Raw genomic sequence first — 18,247 nt, forward strand, 5'->3', positions numbered from 1 at the left:
AAACCCTGCCGCGCGCTGGCGTGATTCACCGCCTGGATAAAGACACCACCGGCTTGTTGGTGATTGCCAAGAGTTTCAAGGCGCACACTCATCTGGTGGAGCAGTTGCAAGAGCGGGCGTTTGAACGCGAGTACCGCGCCATCATCAACGGCTTGGTGACCGGCGGTGGCACGGTAAACAAGCCCATTGACCGTCATCCCACCCAGCGTACCCGTCAGGCGGTAGTACATCACGGCAAGGAAGCGGTAACCCATTACCGACTGCTGGGCAAGTATCGCGGCCACTGTTTGCTGCGGGTCAATCTGGAAACTGGCCGTACCCACCAGATCCGGGTGCATATGGCCTATCTGCGTCATCCGCTGGTGGGCGATACCCTGTACGGTGGTCGTCTGCGTATTCCTGCCGGGGCGAGCGAAGAACTTAAAACCGCCTTGCGCGGCTTTAAGCGTCAGGCGCTGCATGCGGCCAAGCTGGGTTTTATTCACCCGGAAAGCGGCGAGCACATGTCCTGGGAAGTGCCGATGCCACAGGACATGCTGGATCTGATCGCTGTGCTGGAACGTGATGCCGCAGATTTGAGCCCCGATGATTACTGAGTTGATGCGCCCTAACTGGCCGGCCCCGACTGGGGTTTGTGCCTTGACCACCACCCGCGCCGGTGGGGTGAGTGTCGCACCCTACGATAGACTGAATCTGGCGGATCACGTGGGTGATGACATTGCGCACGTACTGGAAAATCGTCGCCTGCTGCGTGATTCCCTGCGACTGCCGGCAGAGCCGGTGTGGCTGCAACAAGTGCATGGCACGGTTGCGGTGCCCGCCGGGCCGGGGCAGGTGGGCGCGGTAGCCGATGCCTCTTACACCCATGCGCGCGGCGTGGTGTGTGCGGTGATGACGGCGGACTGTCTGCCGGTGCTGTTTTGTGACCGTGACGGCCGCAGCGTGGCCGCAGCTCATGCCGGATGGCGAGGGCTGGTGAACGGCGTGCTGGAGCAAACTGTCAGCAAAATGGACGTGGCACCGGAAAAACTATTAGCCTGGCTGGGGCCGGCCATCGGACCTGCCGCGTTTGAAGTGGGTGGTGAAGTGCGCCAGGCGTTTGTCGATCACCAAGCTCAGGCGGCGCAGGCATTTGTTGTCAATCGTCCCGGGCATTTTCTGGCGGATTTATATGCGTTGGCGCGCTTGCGGCTGCAAGCCTGTGGCGTGGACGCGATTTACGGCGGCGAGTACTGCACGTTCAGTCAGCCTGACTGTTTTTTCTCCTACCGGCGGCAATCACGCACCGGTCGAATGGCCTCATTGATATGGCTGGACAACGGCGGCTAAAAGCGTATTATGCCGGCCCGGAGAAATTATGACGACACTTTCCTGGATTCTGATCTTCTGTTTGCTCGGTGGCGTACTCAGTGTACTGGCTGCCAGCGTTTACCTGTTATTTCCTGAACACATCCGTCGCCGCAGTCTGCCACACCTGGTGAGCTACGCGATCGGCGCGTTGTTGGGCGCCGCGTTTTTGGGCTTGTTGCCACACGCGCTGGAATCTGAATTTGTGACCGACTCGCACAACATCACGTTCGCCGTGCTGATTGGCATCCTGGTGTTTTTTCTGCTGGAAAAACTGGTGCTGTGGCGTCACTGCCATTCGGCTGCCTGCGAGGTGCATACCCCGGAAGACACGCACGATCACCACCATGATCATGACCATCATCATCACGGTAATAACAAGCTGTCAGGTTCGCTGGTGCTGTTCGGTGATGCGTCGCACAACTTTGTTGATGGAATTTTGATTGCGGCAGCGTTTTTGACCGACATTCATCTGGGGATGGTGACGGCTCTGGCGGTGGCGGCTCACGAGATTCCGCAAGAGGTTGGTGATTTTGCGGTGTTGCTCAACAGCGGATTTACCCGCGCCAAGGCGTTGTTGTACAACGTGCTGTCCAGCCTGACCACGGTACTGGGGGGCTTGGTGGCGTATTTCAGCCTGTCTGCCGCCGAGCCATTCTTGCCTTACGTGCTGGCAGTTGCGGCGGCGAGTTTCATATACGTGGCAGTGGCGGATTTGATTCCGTCACTGCACAAACGCACTTCCGCTCGTGATGGTGTGCAGCAGGTGCTGCTGATCTCACTGGGCGTGGCGACGATTTTCGCCGCCCATTCTAACCTTCACTGACTTCTTTGCTAGGAACTGCCCGCAGGTTGGCGTTGATGCGGGCGGTTTTTACCGCATTACCACTGGTCTGAACCACTTCAATCGGATAGCCGTTGATTTTCACGCTGGTGCCCGGTTCGGGCAGGATTTCCAGGTATTCGGTAATCACACCATTGAGGGTTTTGGGACCATCTTCCGGTAGTTGCCAATCCATTTGTCGATTGAGCGAACGGATGTTGACGCCGCCGTCCACCAGGTAGCTGCCATCATCCTGCGGATGAATGTCGCGGCTGGTGGCGTACGGATCGGTGGTGAACTCGCCGACGATTTCTTCCAGAATGTCTTCCAGGGTGACCAGACCCTGAATGTCGCCATATTCATCGACTACCATTGCCACGCGTTCTTCCTCGCGCTGGAAATTCAGCAGTTGCGTGGTCAGCGGGGTGGCTTCGGGAATGAAATATGGGGCGGTCAGCAGTTCCCGCAACATGGCTTTGTCAAAATCTTCGCGGCCCAACAGATGCAGTACGTGGCGCAGATTGACCACACCGATGACATTGTTGATGTCGCCCTCATACACCGGCAGGCGTGCGTGGTGACTGTGGCTCATTTGCTCGACAATTTCTGGCAGATCATCTTCCAGATCAATGCCGGTGATTTCATTGCGCGGCACCATGATGTCTTCGACCGCGACTTTGTTCAGATCCAGAATGCTCACCAGCATTTTCTGGTGGCGCTTGGGGATCATGCCGCCGGCCTCGTGCAATACCGTGCGCAACTCCTCATGGCTGAGGCTTTGATCGCCAGATAAATTTTTGGTGTCAACGCCCAGCAGACGCAGCAAGGCATTGGCCAGCGAGTTGATCACCCAGACAACCGGGTAAAGGATGGTGAGTAATGGTCCCAGAATGTACGCTGCCGGAAACGCAATCCGTTCAGGGTGCATTGCTGCCAGGGTTTTGGGCGCAACTTCAGCAAAAATCAGCAGCACTAAGGTGAGCAAACCTGCGCCAATGGCGATGCCAGCCTCACCGCCCAGGCGCATGGCGATAATCGTGGCCAGGGACGAGGCAAGAATGTTGACGAAGTTGTTGCCGATCAAAATCATGCCGATCAGGCGATCGGGGCGTTGCAGTAACTTTTCTGCCCGCTTGGCTCCGCCATGACCAATTTTGGCCAGGTGGCGTAAGCGATAGCGGTTGAGCGTCATCAGTCCGGTTTCGGAACTGGAGAAAAACGCGGATAACAGCAACAGGATTCCAAGCGCGATGAATAGCGCACTTAAGGGGATATCGTTCAAGGTTGTAGAACTCCAGGAAAACGGTCGGTAAGAGTGCGAGTGCCCCTGCTGGGCGTGGGATATTGATGATCCATCATCGGCTAATTACAGGATTTTCGGGGGAAAGTGTCAAGTGGTTTGCAGTTTTGCGCAGTCTCTCTCTTGAATCAAGAATAAGCAAACGCTAATATATAAGTCATTGGGATTATTATCGTGGAGTCTAGAAATTATGTTTATCAGTGGATCAGAAGCGCGGGCATTGGTGGCTGAAGGGGCTCAGTTGGTGGATGTGCGTGGACCACACGAATATGCGGCTGATGGGGCACCCGGTGCGGTCAATATTCCTCTGCAGGCCCTGGCGCAGATTGCGCGTGACATGTTGAGCGCCGACAAGCCCGTGGTGGTTTATTGCGCCAGCGGCATGCGCAGTGCCCAGGCCAAAAATGTGTTACAGCAACTGGGATTTTCCTCGGTACACAATGTCTGCTCGGCGCGGCAGTACATGAGCTGATTGGCACTGCCGATCGGAATAAAAAAGGGAGGCTTGGCCTCCCTTTTTGTTTTTGCGGTTCTCTGCGCCGTTTTGGCATCTTTGCTGCTAAATCCGCAGTTTTAATCTGGTTATGCTAGATCCGTAGGTTGTTGGGGGAGGGAAAACTTAAGTTAGCATCTTTTTTGGTCGAAATCCCTGGCTCAGGATCGATAAACGTGACCAAGGAGAGTGTATGAAAATTAAGACGTTAGCATCGGTATTGGCTGTAGCTACTTTGACCAGTGCCTGTGGAATGATGATGAAGGTTCCGATGACGACGGAGGAACTGCGCCAGGGAGTATTGGAAGGTAATGGCAAGCCAACGGAAGTGTATTCAGTAAGTAAACCGTTCAATGATGTTTCAAAAAATCTTTCTGACAAAGCAAATCAATGTTTAAGTGTGAAAATTAAATCAACGACTACTATGTCGAACGGCGGAGAGATTATTAAGTACATAACCTATAAACCGTCGGTAAATGTCAAAAAGAATTACGTGGAAATTGCGCTTCAGGTTAAGGAAGAAGGGGCGTTTACATTAGTAAAACCAGACATGCCAAATGACGGTATGTTTATTGTCCTTGCCGACATAAAATCTTCAGGTAAGTCGAATACAAACCTTGACCTTTACTATGCCAAGATGGGAATTTTTAATCCCTATGAAAAAATCGTTACCGCGCTGAAAGGTTGGGCTGACGGCAGTATCCGCGGTTGTCCTGACTTGGCCAATGGCTAACACGGAGGTCATGTCATGGAATTGATGACGAGACATTTTTTACCTTTATTGCTGATACCGCTATTAGCTTTGTCTGGTTGCGCCAGCGTTAAAAATTACCAGAGTACGCCAGAAAACAATATTGAGGTGATCACCAAAATAAGCACTGGACCACTGTCCAGTACGAAGGCAACGATGTTTATCTATACCATTACGGAAGGTTGTAAATTTCAAATCGAAGGGAAGGTGAAATTAGATGAGAACAAAAAGATCATCGGCTTGCCTACCGACCGAATGAGTTATCTCGAGGTGGTTTTCGAGCATTCGACCATGCTGCAACGTACGGGCTCAACCCGTGTCGAATCTGCAATTTCGCCGAAAAAAGGAGCGAGCTACGGCGTCGAAGTCACATATGGCAAGGGCTATTTCGACCTATACATGACGGAAAGAGAGGGTAAAGCCCCAGCGAAGGAAATCGATAAGAAGCGTATCAACGCTTGCTAGGTTGCTTTGCTCGACAGAGACAACGCCCCGGACTTCCGGGGCGTTTTTTATTGTCGGACTACCAATGATGCTCCACCACATCCAGCCGCAGGGGTTGTTCGCTGCCGCCATCAACCACCAGTTTGCCCAGGTAGGTTCCGCACTGGTCAAACTTGGTTTGGCACTGGAAACTGCCGGGCAAGGTGACGGCCTGCTCGCAAACCACCTTGCCGCCGACCTCAAAACGGACCTTGGCGGTGCCCTGGCCAGTCAGGCGGGCCGCCAGTGAAAAGTCTTCGCCCGGATGGCGGCGATACGATTTTGGATCACGATTTGTGTTGTATTCCAAATGGTTAAGTTTCACACTCTGGATGCGTACGGACATAAAGATCTCCTTTTTGCAGTCGTTAATTAGCGTAGCGTTATATGCTAATGTTTGCTGATATCTCTTTAGCGGCCGGTGAGCACAATGGATAAACATAAAATTTTGCAGCAAAAGTTGGCGCTGGTGGATGATGTTTTGCTGGGGCTGGAGGCGGACCTGCAGGGCAACGCCTTGCCGCCGCTGGTCGAGCTGCTGGACCAACTGGAGCCCCTGGTCAAACAGATGCTGGATGGCTTCGGCGAGTTTCGTGGCTGTGACATGCAGGACTCGGTGGACTTGCTCAGTGCCCACAAAGCCTTCGTCAAAGGTGACCCGTCACTGAATGCCGTGCGCGATAACGTGCGCGAGCTGGTGTACTACCGCAACTGCCTGAACGAGCAGCGCGACGACGCCTTGCCGCCCCGGGCCGAGCGCATGGCAGTGCGCACTACGCGGCACATTTACCTGTATCTGCATTCACGCATGGAACAAGCTGCGGTGGACGATTGAACCCGCCGCGTCGTGTGGCCCGATTCATCGGCTCTGATCGCTATCGGGGCCACCGTTATAGCGCCAATCACCCGCTGGCGATTCCCCGGGTCTCGTTGACTACCGATTTGATTCACGCCTACGACGCGATGAGTGCGGACGAGTATTTGCCGTCGCCCCAGGCCAGTGTCGAACAGTTGCAGCAATTTCACACCGCCGACTATGTGGCGGCCCTGCAGCGCTGCGAATCCGAGGGACAGGTGCCCGCCGAATTCCGTCAGCGCTATCGATTGGGTACGCTGGAGAATCCGTTTTTCAGCAATATGTTTTCGACGCCAGCAACCGCGACCGGTGGCAGTATCGCTGCGGCCGAGCAGGTGATCGCCGGACGCATGGCGTTTAGCCCGGCGGGCGGAATGCATCATGCCCGCGCGGATCAGGCGCGCGGTTTTTGTTTTTTCAATGATCCGGTGCTGGCGATTTTGCGTTTGCGTCGTCAGGGATGGCGGGTGATTTATCTCGATATCGATGCCCATCATGGCGACGGTGTGGAGCTGGCTTTTGCCGATGATCCGCAGGTACTGACCGTATCGCTGCACATGGATACGGACTACGCCTATCCGTTCGCCGGTGGTCGCATCGAGGACAGTGGTCCGTTGGGAAATGCGCTGAACTTGCCCTTGCCGCGTGATGTGCATGATGCGGAATACGATGCGGTGTTTTCGGCGCTGTGGCCCAAAGTGCTGCAGCATTTTGCTGCGGATGCAGTGGTGCTGCAGGCGGGCACCGATATTTTGCGACCTGATCCGTTGGGAAAATTTCGTATCTCGACCCAGCAGTTTTTACGGGTAGTGGAGCAAATCATCACGCATTCGCCGCGCGGAGAGAATAACGTGCCGCGACTGGCGGTGCTCGGTGGCGGCGGTTATCACCCGCTGGCCTTGGCGCGCTGCTGGACGGGTGTGTGGGGTTTGTTGTCGGGGCGGGATTTACCGCTGGCGCTGCCTGTACAGGCGCAGCAATTGTTGCGGGCGGTGGACTGGGATCAGGACGAAGATGAGGATTATTTTCCGCAGTTGTTCCAGTCGCGCATCGATCCGCCTCAAACCGGGCCGATTCGCGACGAGGTTCGCGACCGCCTGGCGCAACTGTTGCGGGAGCATCCGTTGTTTCAAACCGTCGAGGCAGTTTCATGAATCTGATTCCAGGTTGGGCCACGCCAGAAGCCACTGGCGCGTACGCGAATGCGCATGCCGGCCAGGTGGGTGAGGGGCATTTCAGTGAATTTATCAAAACCCGGATTCAGCTGAGTTCGCTGGGGCTGGGGACGTTTCCCGGCGAAGCCAGCAGCGAGCAGGATGCGGTGCTGGGGCAATTAGTCAGTCAGGCGCTGCAACAGGGCGTGAATGTGATCGATACCGCTGCGCACTATCGCTACGGTCGTTCGCTGGCGGCGATCGGTGCCGGTATTCGTGATGCGATGGCCGGGGGCGTGCCGCGCGAGGCAATGTTTGTGGTTTCCAAAGGCGGATTTTTGACCCTGCGTGGTGGTCGTCCTGCGGACATGGCCGCTTGGTTTGAAAAGGAAATCGTGCAGGCTGGTTTGGGCACGATGGACGACCTGGCCAAAGGCGCGCATCTGCTGACACCGCAATACATCAACTATCAGTTGGATTTGTCGCGCCAGTTGCTGGGGTTGGAGACGCTGGATGCATTTTTGGTGGATCAGCCGGAAGTCCACATCGAACGCATCGGCAAGGAAAAACTCAATCAGCGACTGCTGTCCGTGTTCGTGCAACTGGAGCAGGCGGTGGCCGAAGGGCGGTTACGCTACTACGGCATTTCCACCTTCGATGGTTTTCGGGTGGAAACCGATCATCCGCTGTTTCAGTCACTGACCTCAATGATGGGGCTGGCAGAAAAGGCTGCACAACAAGTCACCGGCAAGAATGATGGCAAGCATCATTTTCGTCTGGTGCAACTGCCGTTCAATCAGGTGATGAACGAAGGTTTTACCCGCTTCAATCAGGCCACCGGCCAGGACAATATCGCTTCGACCTTGCAGGCTGCCTGGCAGCTAAAACTGTATGTGATGGGCAGTCACAGCCTGATGAAGGGACGGCTGGCGCAGTACAGCAGTGAAGCGTTGTTGCTGGCGACGCCGACCTTGGCCAATTCGGCGCAACGGGCGCTGCAGTTTTGCCGTTCGACGCCGGGTATCGGCACCGCGCTGGTGGGCGTACATCGCGCCGAGCATTTGCAGGATCTGCTGGCGGTGGCGGCGCGGGCGGTGCTCAAGCGCGAGACCTATCTGGCGATGTATCAGCGGACATAGGTCTCAGGTATCTGGGCACACTCCTTGCTGAAGTTCTGTGGTGATACGAGGAGGTAGTTAATGAAACAAGGCAGTAGCGTACTGCGCCGTCTATTCTGGGCATGCATGGGTTTCGGCATGCTGATGGGCGTGGTGTTTCCGTTTTATGCGCAAATGTTTGTCACCGTGCATGACGGGATGTTTTGGTTGTTTTCCGTAAGTTGCTGGATTGCGGGCGTTTCCATTGGCTTAGTGAATTATTCCCTGGTCAAAACCGTATTGGTCAAACGCTTGGAAAAACTGGCTGAGGTTGCCAATGCCGTGGGCAATCGTGACCTGACCTTTCAGTGCAGTTTGCAGAGCAATGACGTGCTGGGCGTGATTGCAGATAGTGTCAACAAAATGGCTGATAACCTCAGGCAGGACCTGGCAAGAATTGATGAGGCCGCCAAACAATTGATGGCCGCCAGTCAGGATATCTCTAACGATTCACGCAATATGGCTGCGCAGATTGAGCAGCAGCAGCGACAGACTGATCAGGTGGCAGCGGCGATGGCGCAAATGTCAGCCACGGTACAAGAGGTCGCGAGTCATGCGACGGATGCAGCGACGGCTGCCCGGCAGGTGGATCAGGCCTCAGACAGAGGCAAACAGGTGATTTCTGCCTCGATCGGTGATTTCGATAATCTGTCGAATCAGGTACAGGCCGCTGGTGAGGTGGTGCAGCGCTTGGTGGCAGACAGTGAAAATGTCAGTAGCGTGTTGAGCGTGATTCAAAGCATTGCCGAACAAACCAATTTGCTGGCATTGAATGCCGCCATTGAAGCGGCGCGTGCCGGTGAGCAAGGGCGGGGGTTTGCGGTGGTGGCTGATGAGGTTCGAACCCTGGCGAGTCGAACCCACGAATCCACGCGAGAAATTCAGGCAATGGTCGAACGCATTCAAGCAGGAACCGGTAGTGCGGTGAACGCGATGAGTGCGGCGCGCAGCAAAACCGACGAGAGCGTGGAGCGCGTTGCCGAAGTGGCCGAAGCGCTGGCGGAAATTACCGGCTCCATTGCGCGGATCAGTGAAATGAATACCCAAATTGCTAACGCGATGAACGAACAAAAACTGGTGACTGGCGATGTGGGGCGCAGCGTCATCATGATTCAGCAAGGCACAACGCAAGTGGTGGGATCGGCGCAAACCAGTTCGACCAACGCGCAGCAGTTGGTGGGATTGGTTACAGAACTGCACGAGTTACTGGCGCAATTCCGTTTGGTGCGCGATCACTCGTGATGGATGCAAATGGTGGTTTGTGATCTTAGCGATGGTCGCGCGGCTTTTTCATTTCTCTGAGAAGTTTTTCCTGTTCGGCAAACGACAAAATGTGCTGTTTTCCCAGGGTTGGTGCAGCAGCTTTTGCAGTTCCTCCCACGGTCTCCTGTTCTTTTTCCTGCTGAAACGATTCGATGAGTTGCTCATTGTCGATGACGCGTCCCTGGTAATGGGCCGGCGGCGCATGATCGTGACGCAGATACAGTTTCATCCGTAGCTCTTTGTTGTAAGCACTAACGCGACGATCAATCCAGATCGCCTCGTAGATTCCCACAGCCAACAGCGGCAGCAGAAACACCCAGCCAGGTAGCATGGAAAAAAGCATTCCGCCGAACAAGGCCAATGCATCAGCAAGCAAAATCAAAAACACGCCCGGCGCGAATTGCTGCAGATAAAAACGATGCAGTCCGAGGGGGAACAGCAGCCAAAGTGCATAAGCAGCACGGTGATGTTTCATGCGGGCGGTGAGTGCCTGGTTAATGGTTTGCAGTCCGCCGCCTTCCAGATCCAGTGATTTCCACGCTTTGTTCATGCACATTTCTCGCTGGCCAATAAACGGTTTGAATTTAGCATATTAGTTGATATTATCATTGGATTAACTTCCTCACGCCAGAAGGACACCATGGCCGATCGGCGACTTCAGGTCTTTCACACAGTAGCTAAGTTGTTAAGCTTCACCAAAGCTGCGGAAACGCTGCATATGACGCAGCCCGCCGTGACGTTCCAGGTTAGACAGCTGGAAGAACATTTCAATACTCGCCTGTTTGATCGCACCCACAATCGTATCAGCCTGACCGAAGCGGGGCGGCGTGTGTACGAATACGCCGGCGAAATTTTTGATCTGTATGCGCGCATGGAAAATTCAGTGCGTGAGCTGACCGGCGAAGTCAGTGGCGTGCTGATCATTGGTGCGAGCACCACGATTGCGGAATACATGTTGCCGGCACTGCTGGGTGATTTTAAAGATAAATACCCTGATGTCAGTGTGCGCTTGAAAGTCTCCAACACCGAAGGCATTGTCTCCATGGTTGAGAACAATGTCATCGATCTGGGCGTGGTTGAAGCGCCTGTTGCCAACAAGAACCTGGCAGTGGAATTGTGCAAGGAAGATCAGTTGGTGGCGATTGTGCCGCCGGATCATCCCTTGGCGCAGCGGCAGAAAATCAGCCCGCATGAGTTGCTCGAATACCCGTACATCTGTCGCGAAGAAGGTTCGGGCACTCGCGAAGTCATTTTGGATTATCTGGCCGAGGTGGGTCTGAACACCACGGAGCTGAACGTCATCATGGAACTGGGCAGCTCCGAAGCCATCAAAGGGGCGGTAGAAGCGGGCATCGGTATCACCGTGCTGTCGCGTGCGACCCTGAGCAAAGAACTCAAACTGCAAACGCTGGTAGCGATTCCGCTGGATCCACCATTGGATCGTCCCTTCTCGTTTGTGCATCAAAAACAAAAATTCCGCCAGCGTGCGATGGAAGAACTGCTGGAGTTCGCGCGCGACTACTGCAAAGAACATCCAGGCGTCGATTGATTAGCGCGCTCCGGTTCATCCTTGCCCCAGGGAGTCGGCTATGAAAAATTACGCAGTTATCCAACACAACTACAGTGAATTTCTGGGTCTGATCGAAGGGCAACTGGAGAAGCGGGATATTGGCTTCAGCTACGTCCGGCCCTTTGTGGGACAGGATATGCCCGGCTCTGCCATTCAATTCGATGCGCTGTTTCTGTTGGGTGCCAGTTGGCCGGTGGGTGACAGCGAACACATGCCCTGGCTGGCGGATGAATTGCGCCTGATCGCCAGTTTTGAAAAAGCCAAGCGACCGGTAGTGGGTTTGGGGTTTGGAGCATTATTGCTGGCCCAGTACGCAGGTGGTCAGCCCAGCGACCAGCCGTTCCATAACGCGTACTGGACGACGGCGCATATTGCCCCGGGGGCCGAGCAAGATCCCATTGCGCAGGCGGTGGCAGGGCGCAAGGTACTGGTGATGGCCAATGGCTCGGTGGCTTTGCCAGAGGGTGTGTTGCCGCTGCTGGTGGATGATCAGGGGCGCTGGATTGCCATTCGCCCCTCCGAACACTTGGTGGGATTGCTATTTCGGCCAGAACTCAAGCCGGGCATGATTGAGGACATGATCATGGAGGCAGGCAGAAAAACACCGGATAATATCGCCGACCTATTGCAAACTGCCCGTGAGCAATGGCAGGATTCGCAGCACACCACCGACCGACTGATTGTGGCCCTGGTATCTGTTCTGGATTTGATGAAAGAACGCCGCAAACCACCTGTTTTCCATCTCAAGCAAGAATAATGAAATCCCAAGAAAAACAGCTAATTAACCTGTTTCGCGAGCTTGATGAAGCCAAGCGTGGCAGCGTGCTTGATTTTGCCCGCTTCCTCCGCGAACAGGTGAAGGAACAGGATGTAGCATTACCTGAGCCCCAATGGGTTGCGCCCAAACCCGGCGAAACGGTGGTTGGCGCGATCAAGCGTCTGTCTGCCTCTTACCCTATGTTGGACAAGGCCAAAATGTTGGATGAAACCTCTACCCTGGTGACGCAGCACGTCATGCAAGGGCGAAATAAACTGGAAGTGATTGCCGAGCTGGAGCAAGTGTTTGCCCTGCACTATGAGCGGCTGAAAACCCTGGGGAAACAGAAATGATTGAGTGGCTAATTAATTGGTATCACCGCTATTTCACCAATCCCCAGGTGGTGATTTTGGCGCTGGTGCTGGTGACCTTGTTTGGTCTGGTGATTTTTTTCAACGAAATGTTGGCGCCGCTGCTGATTGCGGTGGTGATCGCCTATCTGCTTGAAGTGGTTGTGCTACGCATGCAGCGGCTGGGGGTAAAGCGCCAGCCAGCGGCGATCAGTGTGTTTGTGGTGTTCATGGGTGGCATGGTGTTGTCCTTGGCAGTGCTGACTCCCTTGCTTTACGAACAGATCACGCGGTTTTTCATTGAGATGCCGTGGATGGTGAAGCATATCCAGCAGATATTGATGACATTGCCGGAAAAATATCCCAGCCTGATTAGCGCCGAGCAAGTGGAGCAGATGATGCTCAGCATCAATTCCCAGGCGGGTTCGCTGGGGCAACGGATGTGGGCAGCCTCGCTGGCATCGATTCAGGGCATCATTACCTGGATGGTGTACTCCATTCTGATCGTGTTGCTGGTGTTTTTCTTCCTCAAGGACAAAGAAAAAATTCTGGGCTGGGCCGGACAGTACATGCCCAAAGACCATGCGCTGGTAAGCCAGATCTGGGCTGAAATGGATCAGCAGATTGGTAACTACATTCGTGGCAAGATCGTGGAAATCGTGATCGTGGGTGCGGTGTCCTGGCTGGTGTTTGCGCTGATGGGGCTGAACTACGCGGCCTTGTTGGGCTGGCTGGTGGGTATTTCGGTAGTGGTGCCGTTTGTAGGCGCCACGCTGGTGACCATTCCGGTAGCGCTGGTGGCATTTTTCCAGTGGGGTTGGACCACGGAGTTTTTCTATCTGATGGCCGCTTACGGTCTGATTCAGGCGCTGGATGGTAACGTGCTGGTGCCGCTGCTGTTCTCTGAGGCGGTGAAGCTGCATCCAGTGGCAATTGTGCTGGCGATTATTGTGTTCGGTGGCATCTGGGGAGTGTGGGGGGTGTTCTTCGCCATCCCGCTGGCAACCCTGGTCAAGGCGGTGCTTAATGCCTGGCCGCAGCCGCCGGAGGGGCCGTTACCGCCGCCGGCGTAGCGACCCAAAAACAAAAAAAGCCCCTGGCGATATTCGCCAGGGGCTTTTTCGTTGGCGTCAGAGAATTTCGGACGCGTAATCGGCCAGACGAGAACGCTCGCCCCGTTGCAGGGTGATGTGCGCACTGTGCTGCCAGTTTTTGAAGCGATCCACCGCATAGGTGAGACCGGATGTGGTTTCGGTCAGGTATGGGGTGTCGATCTGGGCAATGTTACCCATGCAGACGATTTTGGTGCCGGGGCCGGCGCGGGTCACCAGGGTTTTCATCTGCTTGGAGGTCAGGTTTTGCGCTTCGTCGATGATGACGTAGCGGTTCAGGAACGTACGACCACGCATGAAGTTTAGCGAGCGGATCTTGATGCGGTTTTTCAGCAGTTCCGCCGTAGCGGCTTTTTCCCATTCGCCGCTGTCCTGGTGCAAAGTGAGCACCTCCAGGTTGTCCAGCAATGCGCCCATCCACGGCGTCATTTTTTCCTCTTCGGTGCCGGGCAGGAAGCCGATGTCTTCACCCACTGGAACAGTGACGCGGGTGACGATGATTTCCTGGTAACGGCGTTCATCCAGGGTTTGCATCAGACCAGCGGCCAGTGCCAGCAAGGTTTTACCGGTACCTGCTTGTCCCAACAAACTGACGAAATCGATATTGGGATCGGTCAGGGCGTTGAGTGCGAAGTTTTGCTCGCGATTGCGGGCATGAATGCCCCAAACGCTGTTTTTTTCGTGGAAGTAATTGGTGAGCACTTCAATGGTGACGCTGTCGCCGTCGGCCTTGCGGACGATGGCATCCAGTTCGCCATGTTTATCATGCACGTACTGGTTGGGGTACCACTCGGACAGGTCGTCGCCGTGAATTTCATAGAAGCTGTGACCGGCTTCTTTCCAGGCGCGAATGCCTTCGGCGTGTTTGTCCCAGAAGTCGTCTTCCAGTTGCAGCGCACCGCTGTACAGCAGGTCGACGTCTTCAACAACCCGGTCGTTGTAGTAATCCTCGGCGTTGATATCCAGTGCCGCGGCTTTGATGCGCAGGTTGATGTCTTTGGTGACCAGGGTGACGGGCTGGTCGGGATGGGTTTTCTGCAGCGCCATCGCGATGCCCAGGATGCTGTTGTCGGCCTTGTTGCCGGGCAGATCTTTGGGCAGGTCGGCATCCATGATGTGGGTCTGGAAAAACAGCTTGCCAGACTTGCTCACGCTATTGCCCAGACTGGTGGTCGTGGGCAGCGGCAGACCCTGGGAAATATGATGATCAGGGCACTGCCCGATCAGCTCTTCCAGAAAACGACTGGCCTGACGAGCGTTGCGCGCGACTTCGGAGTGACCACGCTTGTTGTTGTCTAATTCTTCAAGGACGACCATGGGCAGGAACAAATCGTGTTCCTGGAAGCGGAAAATACACCCTGGATCATGCATCAGCACGTTGGTATCCAGGACCAGTAAGCGTTTTACGTCGTTTTGTTTTTCGTTCATTTTTATAGCCCTTTCACTGCTTCGAGGACATCGTCCACATGGCCTTTAACGCTGACTTTGCGCCATTCCTGGCGTAACACGCCTTTCTCGTCAATGAGAAAGGTACTCCGCTCGATACCCATGGCCTTGCGGCCATACATGTTCTTTTCCTTGATCACATCAAACAGGCGGCACAACGACTCATCCTCGTCGCTGATAAGTTCGAAAGGGAATGCCTGTTTGGCCTTGAAATTTTCATGGCGAGTCATGCTGTCGCGAGAAACACCGAAGATCACGCAGTTCGCCTTGGCGAAGGCGGGGTGTTGGTCGCGAAAATTTTGACCCTCGGTGGTGCAGCCGGGGGTACTGTCCTTGGGGTAGAAGTAAATGACAACTTTCTGACCTTTCAGTGTGGAGAGTTTGACGGTCTGCCCGCTGGTCGCGGCCGCAGTGAAATCCGGCATTTGTTGGTTTATCTCCACGGTGCTCATGGGTGGGGACTCCTTCAGGTAAGACGAATGGCTCATGGATTATTGATAGTTATGCTATGATCATACCACGCTGCAATTGGCGTCATACCCATAGCGGAATAAATTCAATGTTTTGAGCCTGTTCCGGCCTTGCTAAGGGCTCGGCAGGCCAGTACCATTCGCCTTTTACCGAAAGAATTGCGGGAGAAAAGCATGTTTCATGGCAGTATGGTGGCCCTGGTCACGCCCATGCACGATGATGGCAGCGTGGACTACGAGGGTTTGCACCGCCTGGTTGAATTCCACATTGACAACGGCACAGACGCTATCGTCGCCGTCGGTACTACCGGCGAGTCTGCGACCCTGAGCGAAAAGGAGCACTGCGATGTGGTCCGGTTTGTGGTGGAAAAGGTTGCCAAACGTGTTCCCGTGATTGCCGGTACCGGTTCCAATAACACCATCGAGGCCATTGAGCTGAGCCACAGCGCCATGATCAGCGGCGCGGACGCCTGCCTGTTGGTAACGCCCTACTACAACAAACCGACCCAAGAGGGTTTGGTGCAGCATTACAAGGCCATTGCCAAAGCTGTGGCCATTCCGCAGATTTTGTACAACGTACCTGGTCGTACCGCTGTGGATATGCAGCCGGAAACGGTGGCCAGGCTGGCCGACGTCAGTAACATCGTCGGCATCAAGGAAGCCACGGGCGATATTTCCCGCGTCCGTCGCATCCGCGAGCTGTGCGGTGACCAGATCGAGATCTACAGTGGCGATGACGCCACCGGTATCGATTTGATCGAAGCGGGCGGCAAGGGCACGATTTCGGTGACGGCCAATGTGGCCCCCAAGGCCATGCATCAGGCATTTGCCGCTGCGCTGGCGGGTGATTTTGCCACTGCACGCCGCATTGACGCCAAACTGGCGTTGTGTCACAAAAATTTATTCCTGGAGGCCAACCCTATCCCTGTGAAGTGGGCGTTGGCGGAAATGGGCTTGATTGGTCTGGGGATTCGCCTGCCGTTGACGCCGCTGTCTGAAAAATTCCACGCGCCAGTTCGCGAGGCATTGCGTCAAGCGGAGATCCTGTAGGGCCAGCATGAAATCAGCAAAAATTATTCTGACGTTGGTTGGCGTGGCCGTGTTGGCGGGATGCGCCAGCAGTGACCCCGGTTTTTACAAGCATGCGCCCAGCGTGAAACCGCTGGAAATGCCGCCGGATTTGACGGATCCCGATATCAAGGATGATTTTGATATTCCGGTGATCGGTGCGATGTTGGCCCGCGAACCCGTATTGGCCAAGGGCGGTAGCGTGCGTTTGCAGCGCGACGGTCAACTGCGCTGGCTGGAAGTCGAGGCGGACACCGACGCCGTATGGCAAATGACCCGGGATTTTTTTGCCCAGGCCAACGTCGATCTGGATTGGGAAACCCGCAGTCTGGGGATTCTGGAAACCAAGTGGGTCAAACACTACGACACCCGTTTTGCCCGCGATAAATTCCGCATTAGGGTTGAGCCTGGCAGCAAACCCGGCGTGACGCTGCTGTACCTGACGCATCGTGGCCAGTTCGAGTCGTTTGGCGATGTCAGCATGGCACCTGTCTGGGTGGGCCGTCCTAACGATCCTGAGCTGGAAATTGAAGTGCTTGGCCAGATGCTGGTGTTCATGGGCTTGTCCAAAGAGCGCAGCGACGAGCTGGCGGGGCAGGTCAAGAAAGAAAAAATTATCACCAAGCTGGACGTGGATGCCGAGATTCCGTCGATTACCATTCAGCAGCCAGCCGATCGCGCCTGGAAGCTGGCGGTTCGTGCAGCGGACCGTTTGGGCTATATCGTCGAAGAGCGTAACGAAGCCGCAGGCAAATTGGTCATCCGCTTGGGTAAGGTGGGCGTGGACGAAGGTTTTACGCCAGGCCACACGCTGTTAGGCTTGGGGCGTGAGGTTTATCATCTCCACGTGAGCTCCAGTGGCAGTGAGACTCAAATTGAAGTGCTGACCGCCTCCGGTGGTCGGGATAATTCCAAAGCGGCTCGGGATTTTCTGGGTCGCATGTTCGAGAAATTGCAGTAAGGTCGCCTCATGGAAAAACGTGAACAACTCTACGCCGGTAAAGCCAAGTCCGTATTCAGGACGGATAATCCGGATTATCTGATTCTCGAGTTTCGTGACGATACGTCAGCGTTTGACGGAAAGAAAATCGAAAAGCTGGCGCGCAAAGGCATGGTGAACAACTGCTTCAACGTCTTCATCATGCAAAAGCTGTCCGAGGCAGGTATTCCCACGCATGTGGAAAAACGTCTGTCGGACAATGAATCGCTGGTTAAAAATCTGCAGATGATTCCGGTTGAATGTGTGGTGCGTAATATCGCAGCGGGAAGTTTGGTGCGTCGTTTGGGCGTGACCGAAGGGCAGGAGCTGAATCCGCCGACTTTCGAACTGTTTTTGAAAAATGACGCGCTGCACGATCCCATGGTGAACGAGTCCCTGGCCGAGACTTTTGGTTGGGCAACTCGTGAGCAGTTGGCCAAGATGAAAGAGCTGACCTTCAAGGTGAATGCCGTGCTGAAGAAGTTGTTTCTGGATGCCGGTATGCTGTTGGTGGATTACAAGCTGGAGTTTGGCGTGTTCAAAGGCGAGGTGGTGCTGGGCGACGAGTTTAGTCCCGACGGCTGTCGTCTGTGGGATGCCAATACCCGTGAGAAACTGGACAAAGACCGTTTTCGTCAGGGACTGGGTGGTGTGGTTGAGGCCTATGAAGAGGTCGCACGCCGCTTGGGAATGACGCTGCCAGGCTAGCGCGTTTACGCCAAAATGGCGGGTTTTGGGTAGAGGAAACATTCTTTTACAAACACGCGCCGGTGCTTGCGTCGTTACGAAAAACAAGTGGTTGCAGTTGATTTTGTGGCGCCTGCTAAATGGACTGCCCACAAAAGTCAATACAAGGCTTGTAAACGCA

Annotated in this window: 22 protein-coding genes; 17 read left to right on the top strand and 5 right to left on the bottom strand. The window is 54.8% G+C overall.

Annotated features, from left to right (window positions below):
- The 3 genes from OEW58_09680 to OEW58_09690 form a co-directional block, all read left to right on the top strand.
- Positions 1-596, top strand: a 596-nt coding sequence (locus OEW58_09680; GenBank protein MDH5301619.1) for an RluA family pseudouridine synthase, incomplete at its 5' end; no start/stop codon positions are given.
- Positions 586-1,329: a peptidoglycan editing factor PgeF gene (gene pgeF / locus OEW58_09685; GenBank protein ID MDH5301620.1), complete on the top strand. Its 744-nt coding sequence runs from the start codon at positions 586-588 to the stop codon at positions 1,327-1,329. The genes OEW58_09680 and pgeF, both read left to right, overlap by 11 nt.
- Positions 1,330-1,357: 28 nt before the next feature.
- On the top strand, positions 1,358-2,173 hold the full coding sequence (locus OEW58_09690; protein MDH5301621.1) for a ZIP family metal transporter: 816 nt from the start codon (positions 1,358-1,360) through the stop codon (positions 2,171-2,173).
- On the opposite strand, the gene OEW58_09695 is transcribed toward OEW58_09690, so the two are convergent.
- Entirely contained in the window at positions 2,160-3,452 is a 1,293-nt protein-coding gene (locus OEW58_09695; GenBank protein ID MDH5301622.1) for an HlyC/CorC family transporter, read from the bottom strand. The two genes, OEW58_09690 and OEW58_09695, sit on opposite strands and share 14 nt — an antisense overlap.
- A gap of 208 nt (positions 3,453-3,660) precedes the next feature.
- Between OEW58_09695 and OEW58_09700 the strand changes: the two genes are divergently transcribed.
- From OEW58_09700 to OEW58_09710, 3 genes are all read left to right on the top strand, one after another.
- Positions 3,661-3,942 (top strand): rhodanese-like domain-containing protein, encoded by a 282-nt coding sequence (locus OEW58_09700; GenBank protein MDH5301623.1) that lies wholly within the window; start codon positions 3,661-3,663, stop codon positions 3,940-3,942.
- A gap of 214 nt (positions 3,943-4,156) precedes the next feature.
- Complete coding sequence (locus OEW58_09705; protein MDH5301624.1) at positions 4,157-4,696, top strand: hypothetical protein; 540 nt, start codon at positions 4,157-4,159, stop codon at positions 4,694-4,696.
- Between the two features lie 15 nt (positions 4,697-4,711).
- A complete protein-coding gene (locus OEW58_09710) occupies positions 4,712-5,179 on the top strand; it encodes a hypothetical protein (protein ID MDH5301625.1) in 468 nt (155 codons plus the stop codon).
- A 58-nt stretch (positions 5,180-5,237) separates the two neighbouring features.
- Here OEW58_09710 and OEW58_09715 read toward each other — a convergent pair whose 3' ends face one another.
- Positions 5,238-5,543 carry a hypothetical protein gene (locus OEW58_09715; GenBank protein MDH5301626.1) on the bottom strand — a complete coding sequence of 102 codons (306 nt, stop codon included), beginning with the start codon at positions 5,541-5,543 and terminating at the stop codon, positions 5,238-5,240.
- A gap of 84 nt (positions 5,544-5,627) precedes the next feature.
- Here OEW58_09715 and OEW58_09720 point away from each other — a divergent pair, with 84 nt between their 5' ends.
- Genes OEW58_09720 through OEW58_09735 form a run of 4 tightly spaced genes read left to right on the top strand, consistent with a single transcriptional unit; the run spans position 5,628 to position 9,606 of the window.
- Positions 5,628-6,032: a hypothetical protein gene (locus OEW58_09720; protein MDH5301627.1), complete on the top strand. Its 405-nt coding sequence runs from the start codon at positions 5,628-5,630 to the stop codon at positions 6,030-6,032.
- Positions 6,029-7,207: an acetoin utilization protein AcuC gene (locus OEW58_09725; protein MDH5301628.1), complete on the top strand. Its 1,179-nt coding sequence runs from the start codon at positions 6,029-6,031 to the stop codon at positions 7,205-7,207. The genes OEW58_09720 and OEW58_09725 overlap by 4 nt, the downstream gene beginning before the upstream one ends.
- Positions 7,204-8,346 carry an aldo/keto reductase gene (locus tag OEW58_09730; protein MDH5301629.1) on the top strand — a complete coding sequence of 381 codons (1,143 nt, stop codon included), beginning with the start codon at positions 7,204-7,206 and terminating at the stop codon, positions 8,344-8,346. The genes OEW58_09725 and OEW58_09730 overlap by 4 nt, the downstream gene beginning before the upstream one ends.
- A gap of 60 nt (positions 8,347-8,406) precedes the next feature.
- The gene (locus tag OEW58_09735) at positions 8,407-9,606 is read left to right on the top strand and encodes a methyl-accepting chemotaxis protein (protein MDH5301630.1); all 1,200 of its coding nucleotides are present in this window, start codon (positions 8,407-8,409) and stop codon (positions 9,604-9,606) included.
- A gap of 25 nt (positions 9,607-9,631) precedes the next feature.
- Here the strand turns inward: OEW58_09735 and OEW58_09740 are convergent, their stop codons facing one another.
- Complete coding sequence (locus OEW58_09740; protein ID MDH5301631.1) at positions 9,632-10,177, bottom strand: TM2 domain-containing protein; 546 nt, start codon at positions 10,175-10,177, stop codon at positions 9,632-9,634.
- A gap of 90 nt (positions 10,178-10,267) precedes the next feature.
- On the opposite strand from OEW58_09740, the gene OEW58_09745 reads away from it, so the two are divergent.
- From OEW58_09745 to OEW58_09760, 4 genes are read left to right on the top strand one after another with little or no spacing between them, the layout of a single operon-like run.
- Positions 10,268-11,176 (top strand): selenium metabolism-associated LysR family transcriptional regulator, encoded by a 909-nt coding sequence (locus OEW58_09745; protein ID MDH5301632.1) that lies wholly within the window; start codon positions 10,268-10,270, stop codon positions 11,174-11,176.
- 40 nt (positions 11,177-11,216) lie between these two features.
- The gene (locus OEW58_09750; GenBank protein ID MDH5301633.1) at positions 11,217-11,954 is read left to right on the top strand and encodes a GMP synthase; all 738 of its coding nucleotides are present in this window, start codon (positions 11,217-11,219) and stop codon (positions 11,952-11,954) included.
- Positions 11,954-12,307: a Crp/Fnr family transcriptional regulator gene (locus OEW58_09755; GenBank protein ID MDH5301634.1), complete on the top strand. Its 354-nt coding sequence runs from the start codon at positions 11,954-11,956 to the stop codon at positions 12,305-12,307. The genes OEW58_09750 and OEW58_09755 overlap by 1 nt, the downstream gene beginning before the upstream one ends.
- Positions 12,304-13,377 carry an AI-2E family transporter gene (locus tag OEW58_09760; GenBank protein MDH5301635.1) on the top strand — a complete coding sequence of 358 codons (1,074 nt, stop codon included), beginning with the start codon at positions 12,304-12,306 and terminating at the stop codon, positions 13,375-13,377. Before OEW58_09755 ends, OEW58_09760 begins: the two co-directional genes overlap by 4 nt.
- Before the next feature lie 57 nt (positions 13,378-13,434).
- Here OEW58_09760 and OEW58_09765 read toward each other — a convergent pair whose 3' ends face one another.
- Both OEW58_09765 and OEW58_09770 read right to left on the bottom strand, forming a co-directional pair.
- Positions 13,435-14,844: a PhoH family protein gene (locus OEW58_09765; GenBank protein ID MDH5301636.1), complete on the bottom strand. Its 1,410-nt coding sequence runs from the start codon at positions 14,842-14,844 to the stop codon at positions 13,435-13,437.
- A gap of 2 nt (positions 14,845-14,846) precedes the next feature.
- Positions 14,847-15,314, bottom strand: coding sequence for a peroxiredoxin (locus OEW58_09770; GenBank protein MDH5301637.1), 468 nt, complete (start codon positions 15,312-15,314; stop codon positions 14,847-14,849).
- Positions 15,315-15,506: 192 nt separating this feature from the next.
- Between OEW58_09770 and dapA the strand changes: the two genes are divergently transcribed.
- From dapA to OEW58_09785, 3 genes are read left to right on the top strand one after another with little or no spacing between them, the layout of a single operon-like run.
- Positions 15,507-16,382, top strand: a complete 876-nt coding sequence (dapA, locus tag OEW58_09775) for a 4-hydroxy-tetrahydrodipicolinate synthase (GenBank protein ID MDH5301638.1) — start codon at positions 15,507-15,509, stop codon at positions 16,380-16,382.
- Positions 16,383-16,389: 7 nt separating this feature from the next.
- Positions 16,390-17,361 (top strand): outer membrane protein assembly factor BamC, encoded by a 972-nt coding sequence (bamC, locus tag OEW58_09780; protein MDH5301639.1) that lies wholly within the window; start codon positions 16,390-16,392, stop codon positions 17,359-17,361.
- A 9-nt stretch (positions 17,362-17,370) separates the two neighbouring features.
- Positions 17,371-18,087 (top strand): phosphoribosylaminoimidazolesuccinocarboxamide synthase, encoded by a 717-nt coding sequence (locus tag OEW58_09785; protein ID MDH5301640.1) that lies wholly within the window; start codon positions 17,371-17,373, stop codon positions 18,085-18,087.
- The last annotated feature ends 160 nt before the right edge of the window (positions 18,088-18,247 follow it).

Source organism: Gammaproteobacteria bacterium, from assembly GCA_029884425.1.
Lineage (GTDB): Bacteria > Pseudomonadota > Gammaproteobacteria > S012-40 > S012-40 > JAOUHV01.

Bases quoted from the DNA above. Each gene is read 5' to 3' on its own strand.
- OEW58_09710 (MDH5301625.1), top strand. From the start codon at position 4,712: ATGGAATTGATGACGAGACATTTTTTACCTTTATTGCTGATACCGCTA.
- OEW58_09770 (MDH5301637.1), bottom strand. From the start codon at position 15,314: ATGAGCACCGTGGAGATAAACCAACAAATGCCGGATTTCACTGCGGCC.
- OEW58_09730 (MDH5301629.1), top strand. From the start codon at position 7,204: ATGAATCTGATTCCAGGTTGGGCCACGCCAGAAGCCACTGGCGCGTAC.
- OEW58_09760 (MDH5301635.1), top strand. From the start codon at position 12,304: ATGATTGAGTGGCTAATTAATTGGTATCACCGCTATTTCACCAATCCC.
- OEW58_09765 (MDH5301636.1), bottom strand. From the start codon at position 14,844: ATGAACGAAAAACAAAACGACGTAAAACGCTTACTGGTCCTGGATACC.
- OEW58_09740 (MDH5301631.1), bottom strand. From the start codon at position 10,177: ATGAACAAAGCGTGGAAATCACTGGATCTGGAAGGCGGCGGACTGCAA.
- pgeF (MDH5301620.1), top strand. From the start codon at position 586: ATGATTACTGAGTTGATGCGCCCTAACTGGCCGGCCCCGACTGGGGTT.
- OEW58_09705 (MDH5301624.1), top strand. From the start codon at position 4,157: ATGAAAATTAAGACGTTAGCATCGGTATTGGCTGTAGCTACTTTGACC.
- bamC (MDH5301639.1), top strand. From the start codon at position 16,390: ATGAAATCAGCAAAAATTATTCTGACGTTGGTTGGCGTGGCCGTGTTG.
- OEW58_09715 (MDH5301626.1), bottom strand. From the start codon at position 5,543: ATGTCCGTACGCATCCAGAGTGTGAAACTTAACCATTTGGAATACAAC.
- OEW58_09735 (MDH5301630.1), top strand. From the start codon at position 8,407: ATGAAACAAGGCAGTAGCGTACTGCGCCGTCTATTCTGGGCATGCATG.
- OEW58_09690 (MDH5301621.1), top strand. From the start codon at position 1,358: ATGACGACACTTTCCTGGATTCTGATCTTCTGTTTGCTCGGTGGCGTA.
- OEW58_09785 (MDH5301640.1), top strand. From the start codon at position 17,371: ATGGAAAAACGTGAACAACTCTACGCCGGTAAAGCCAAGTCCGTATTC.
- OEW58_09700 (MDH5301623.1), top strand. From the start codon at position 3,661: ATGTTTATCAGTGGATCAGAAGCGCGGGCATTGGTGGCTGAAGGGGCT.
- dapA (MDH5301638.1), top strand. From the start codon at position 15,507: ATGTTTCATGGCAGTATGGTGGCCCTGGTCACGCCCATGCACGATGAT.
- OEW58_09750 (MDH5301633.1), top strand. From the start codon at position 11,217: ATGAAAAATTACGCAGTTATCCAACACAACTACAGTGAATTTCTGGGT.
- OEW58_09720 (MDH5301627.1), top strand. From the start codon at position 5,628: ATGGATAAACATAAAATTTTGCAGCAAAAGTTGGCGCTGGTGGATGAT.
- OEW58_09755 (MDH5301634.1), top strand. From the start codon at position 11,954: ATGAAATCCCAAGAAAAACAGCTAATTAACCTGTTTCGCGAGCTTGAT.
- OEW58_09745 (MDH5301632.1), top strand. From the start codon at position 10,268: ATGGCCGATCGGCGACTTCAGGTCTTTCACACAGTAGCTAAGTTGTTA.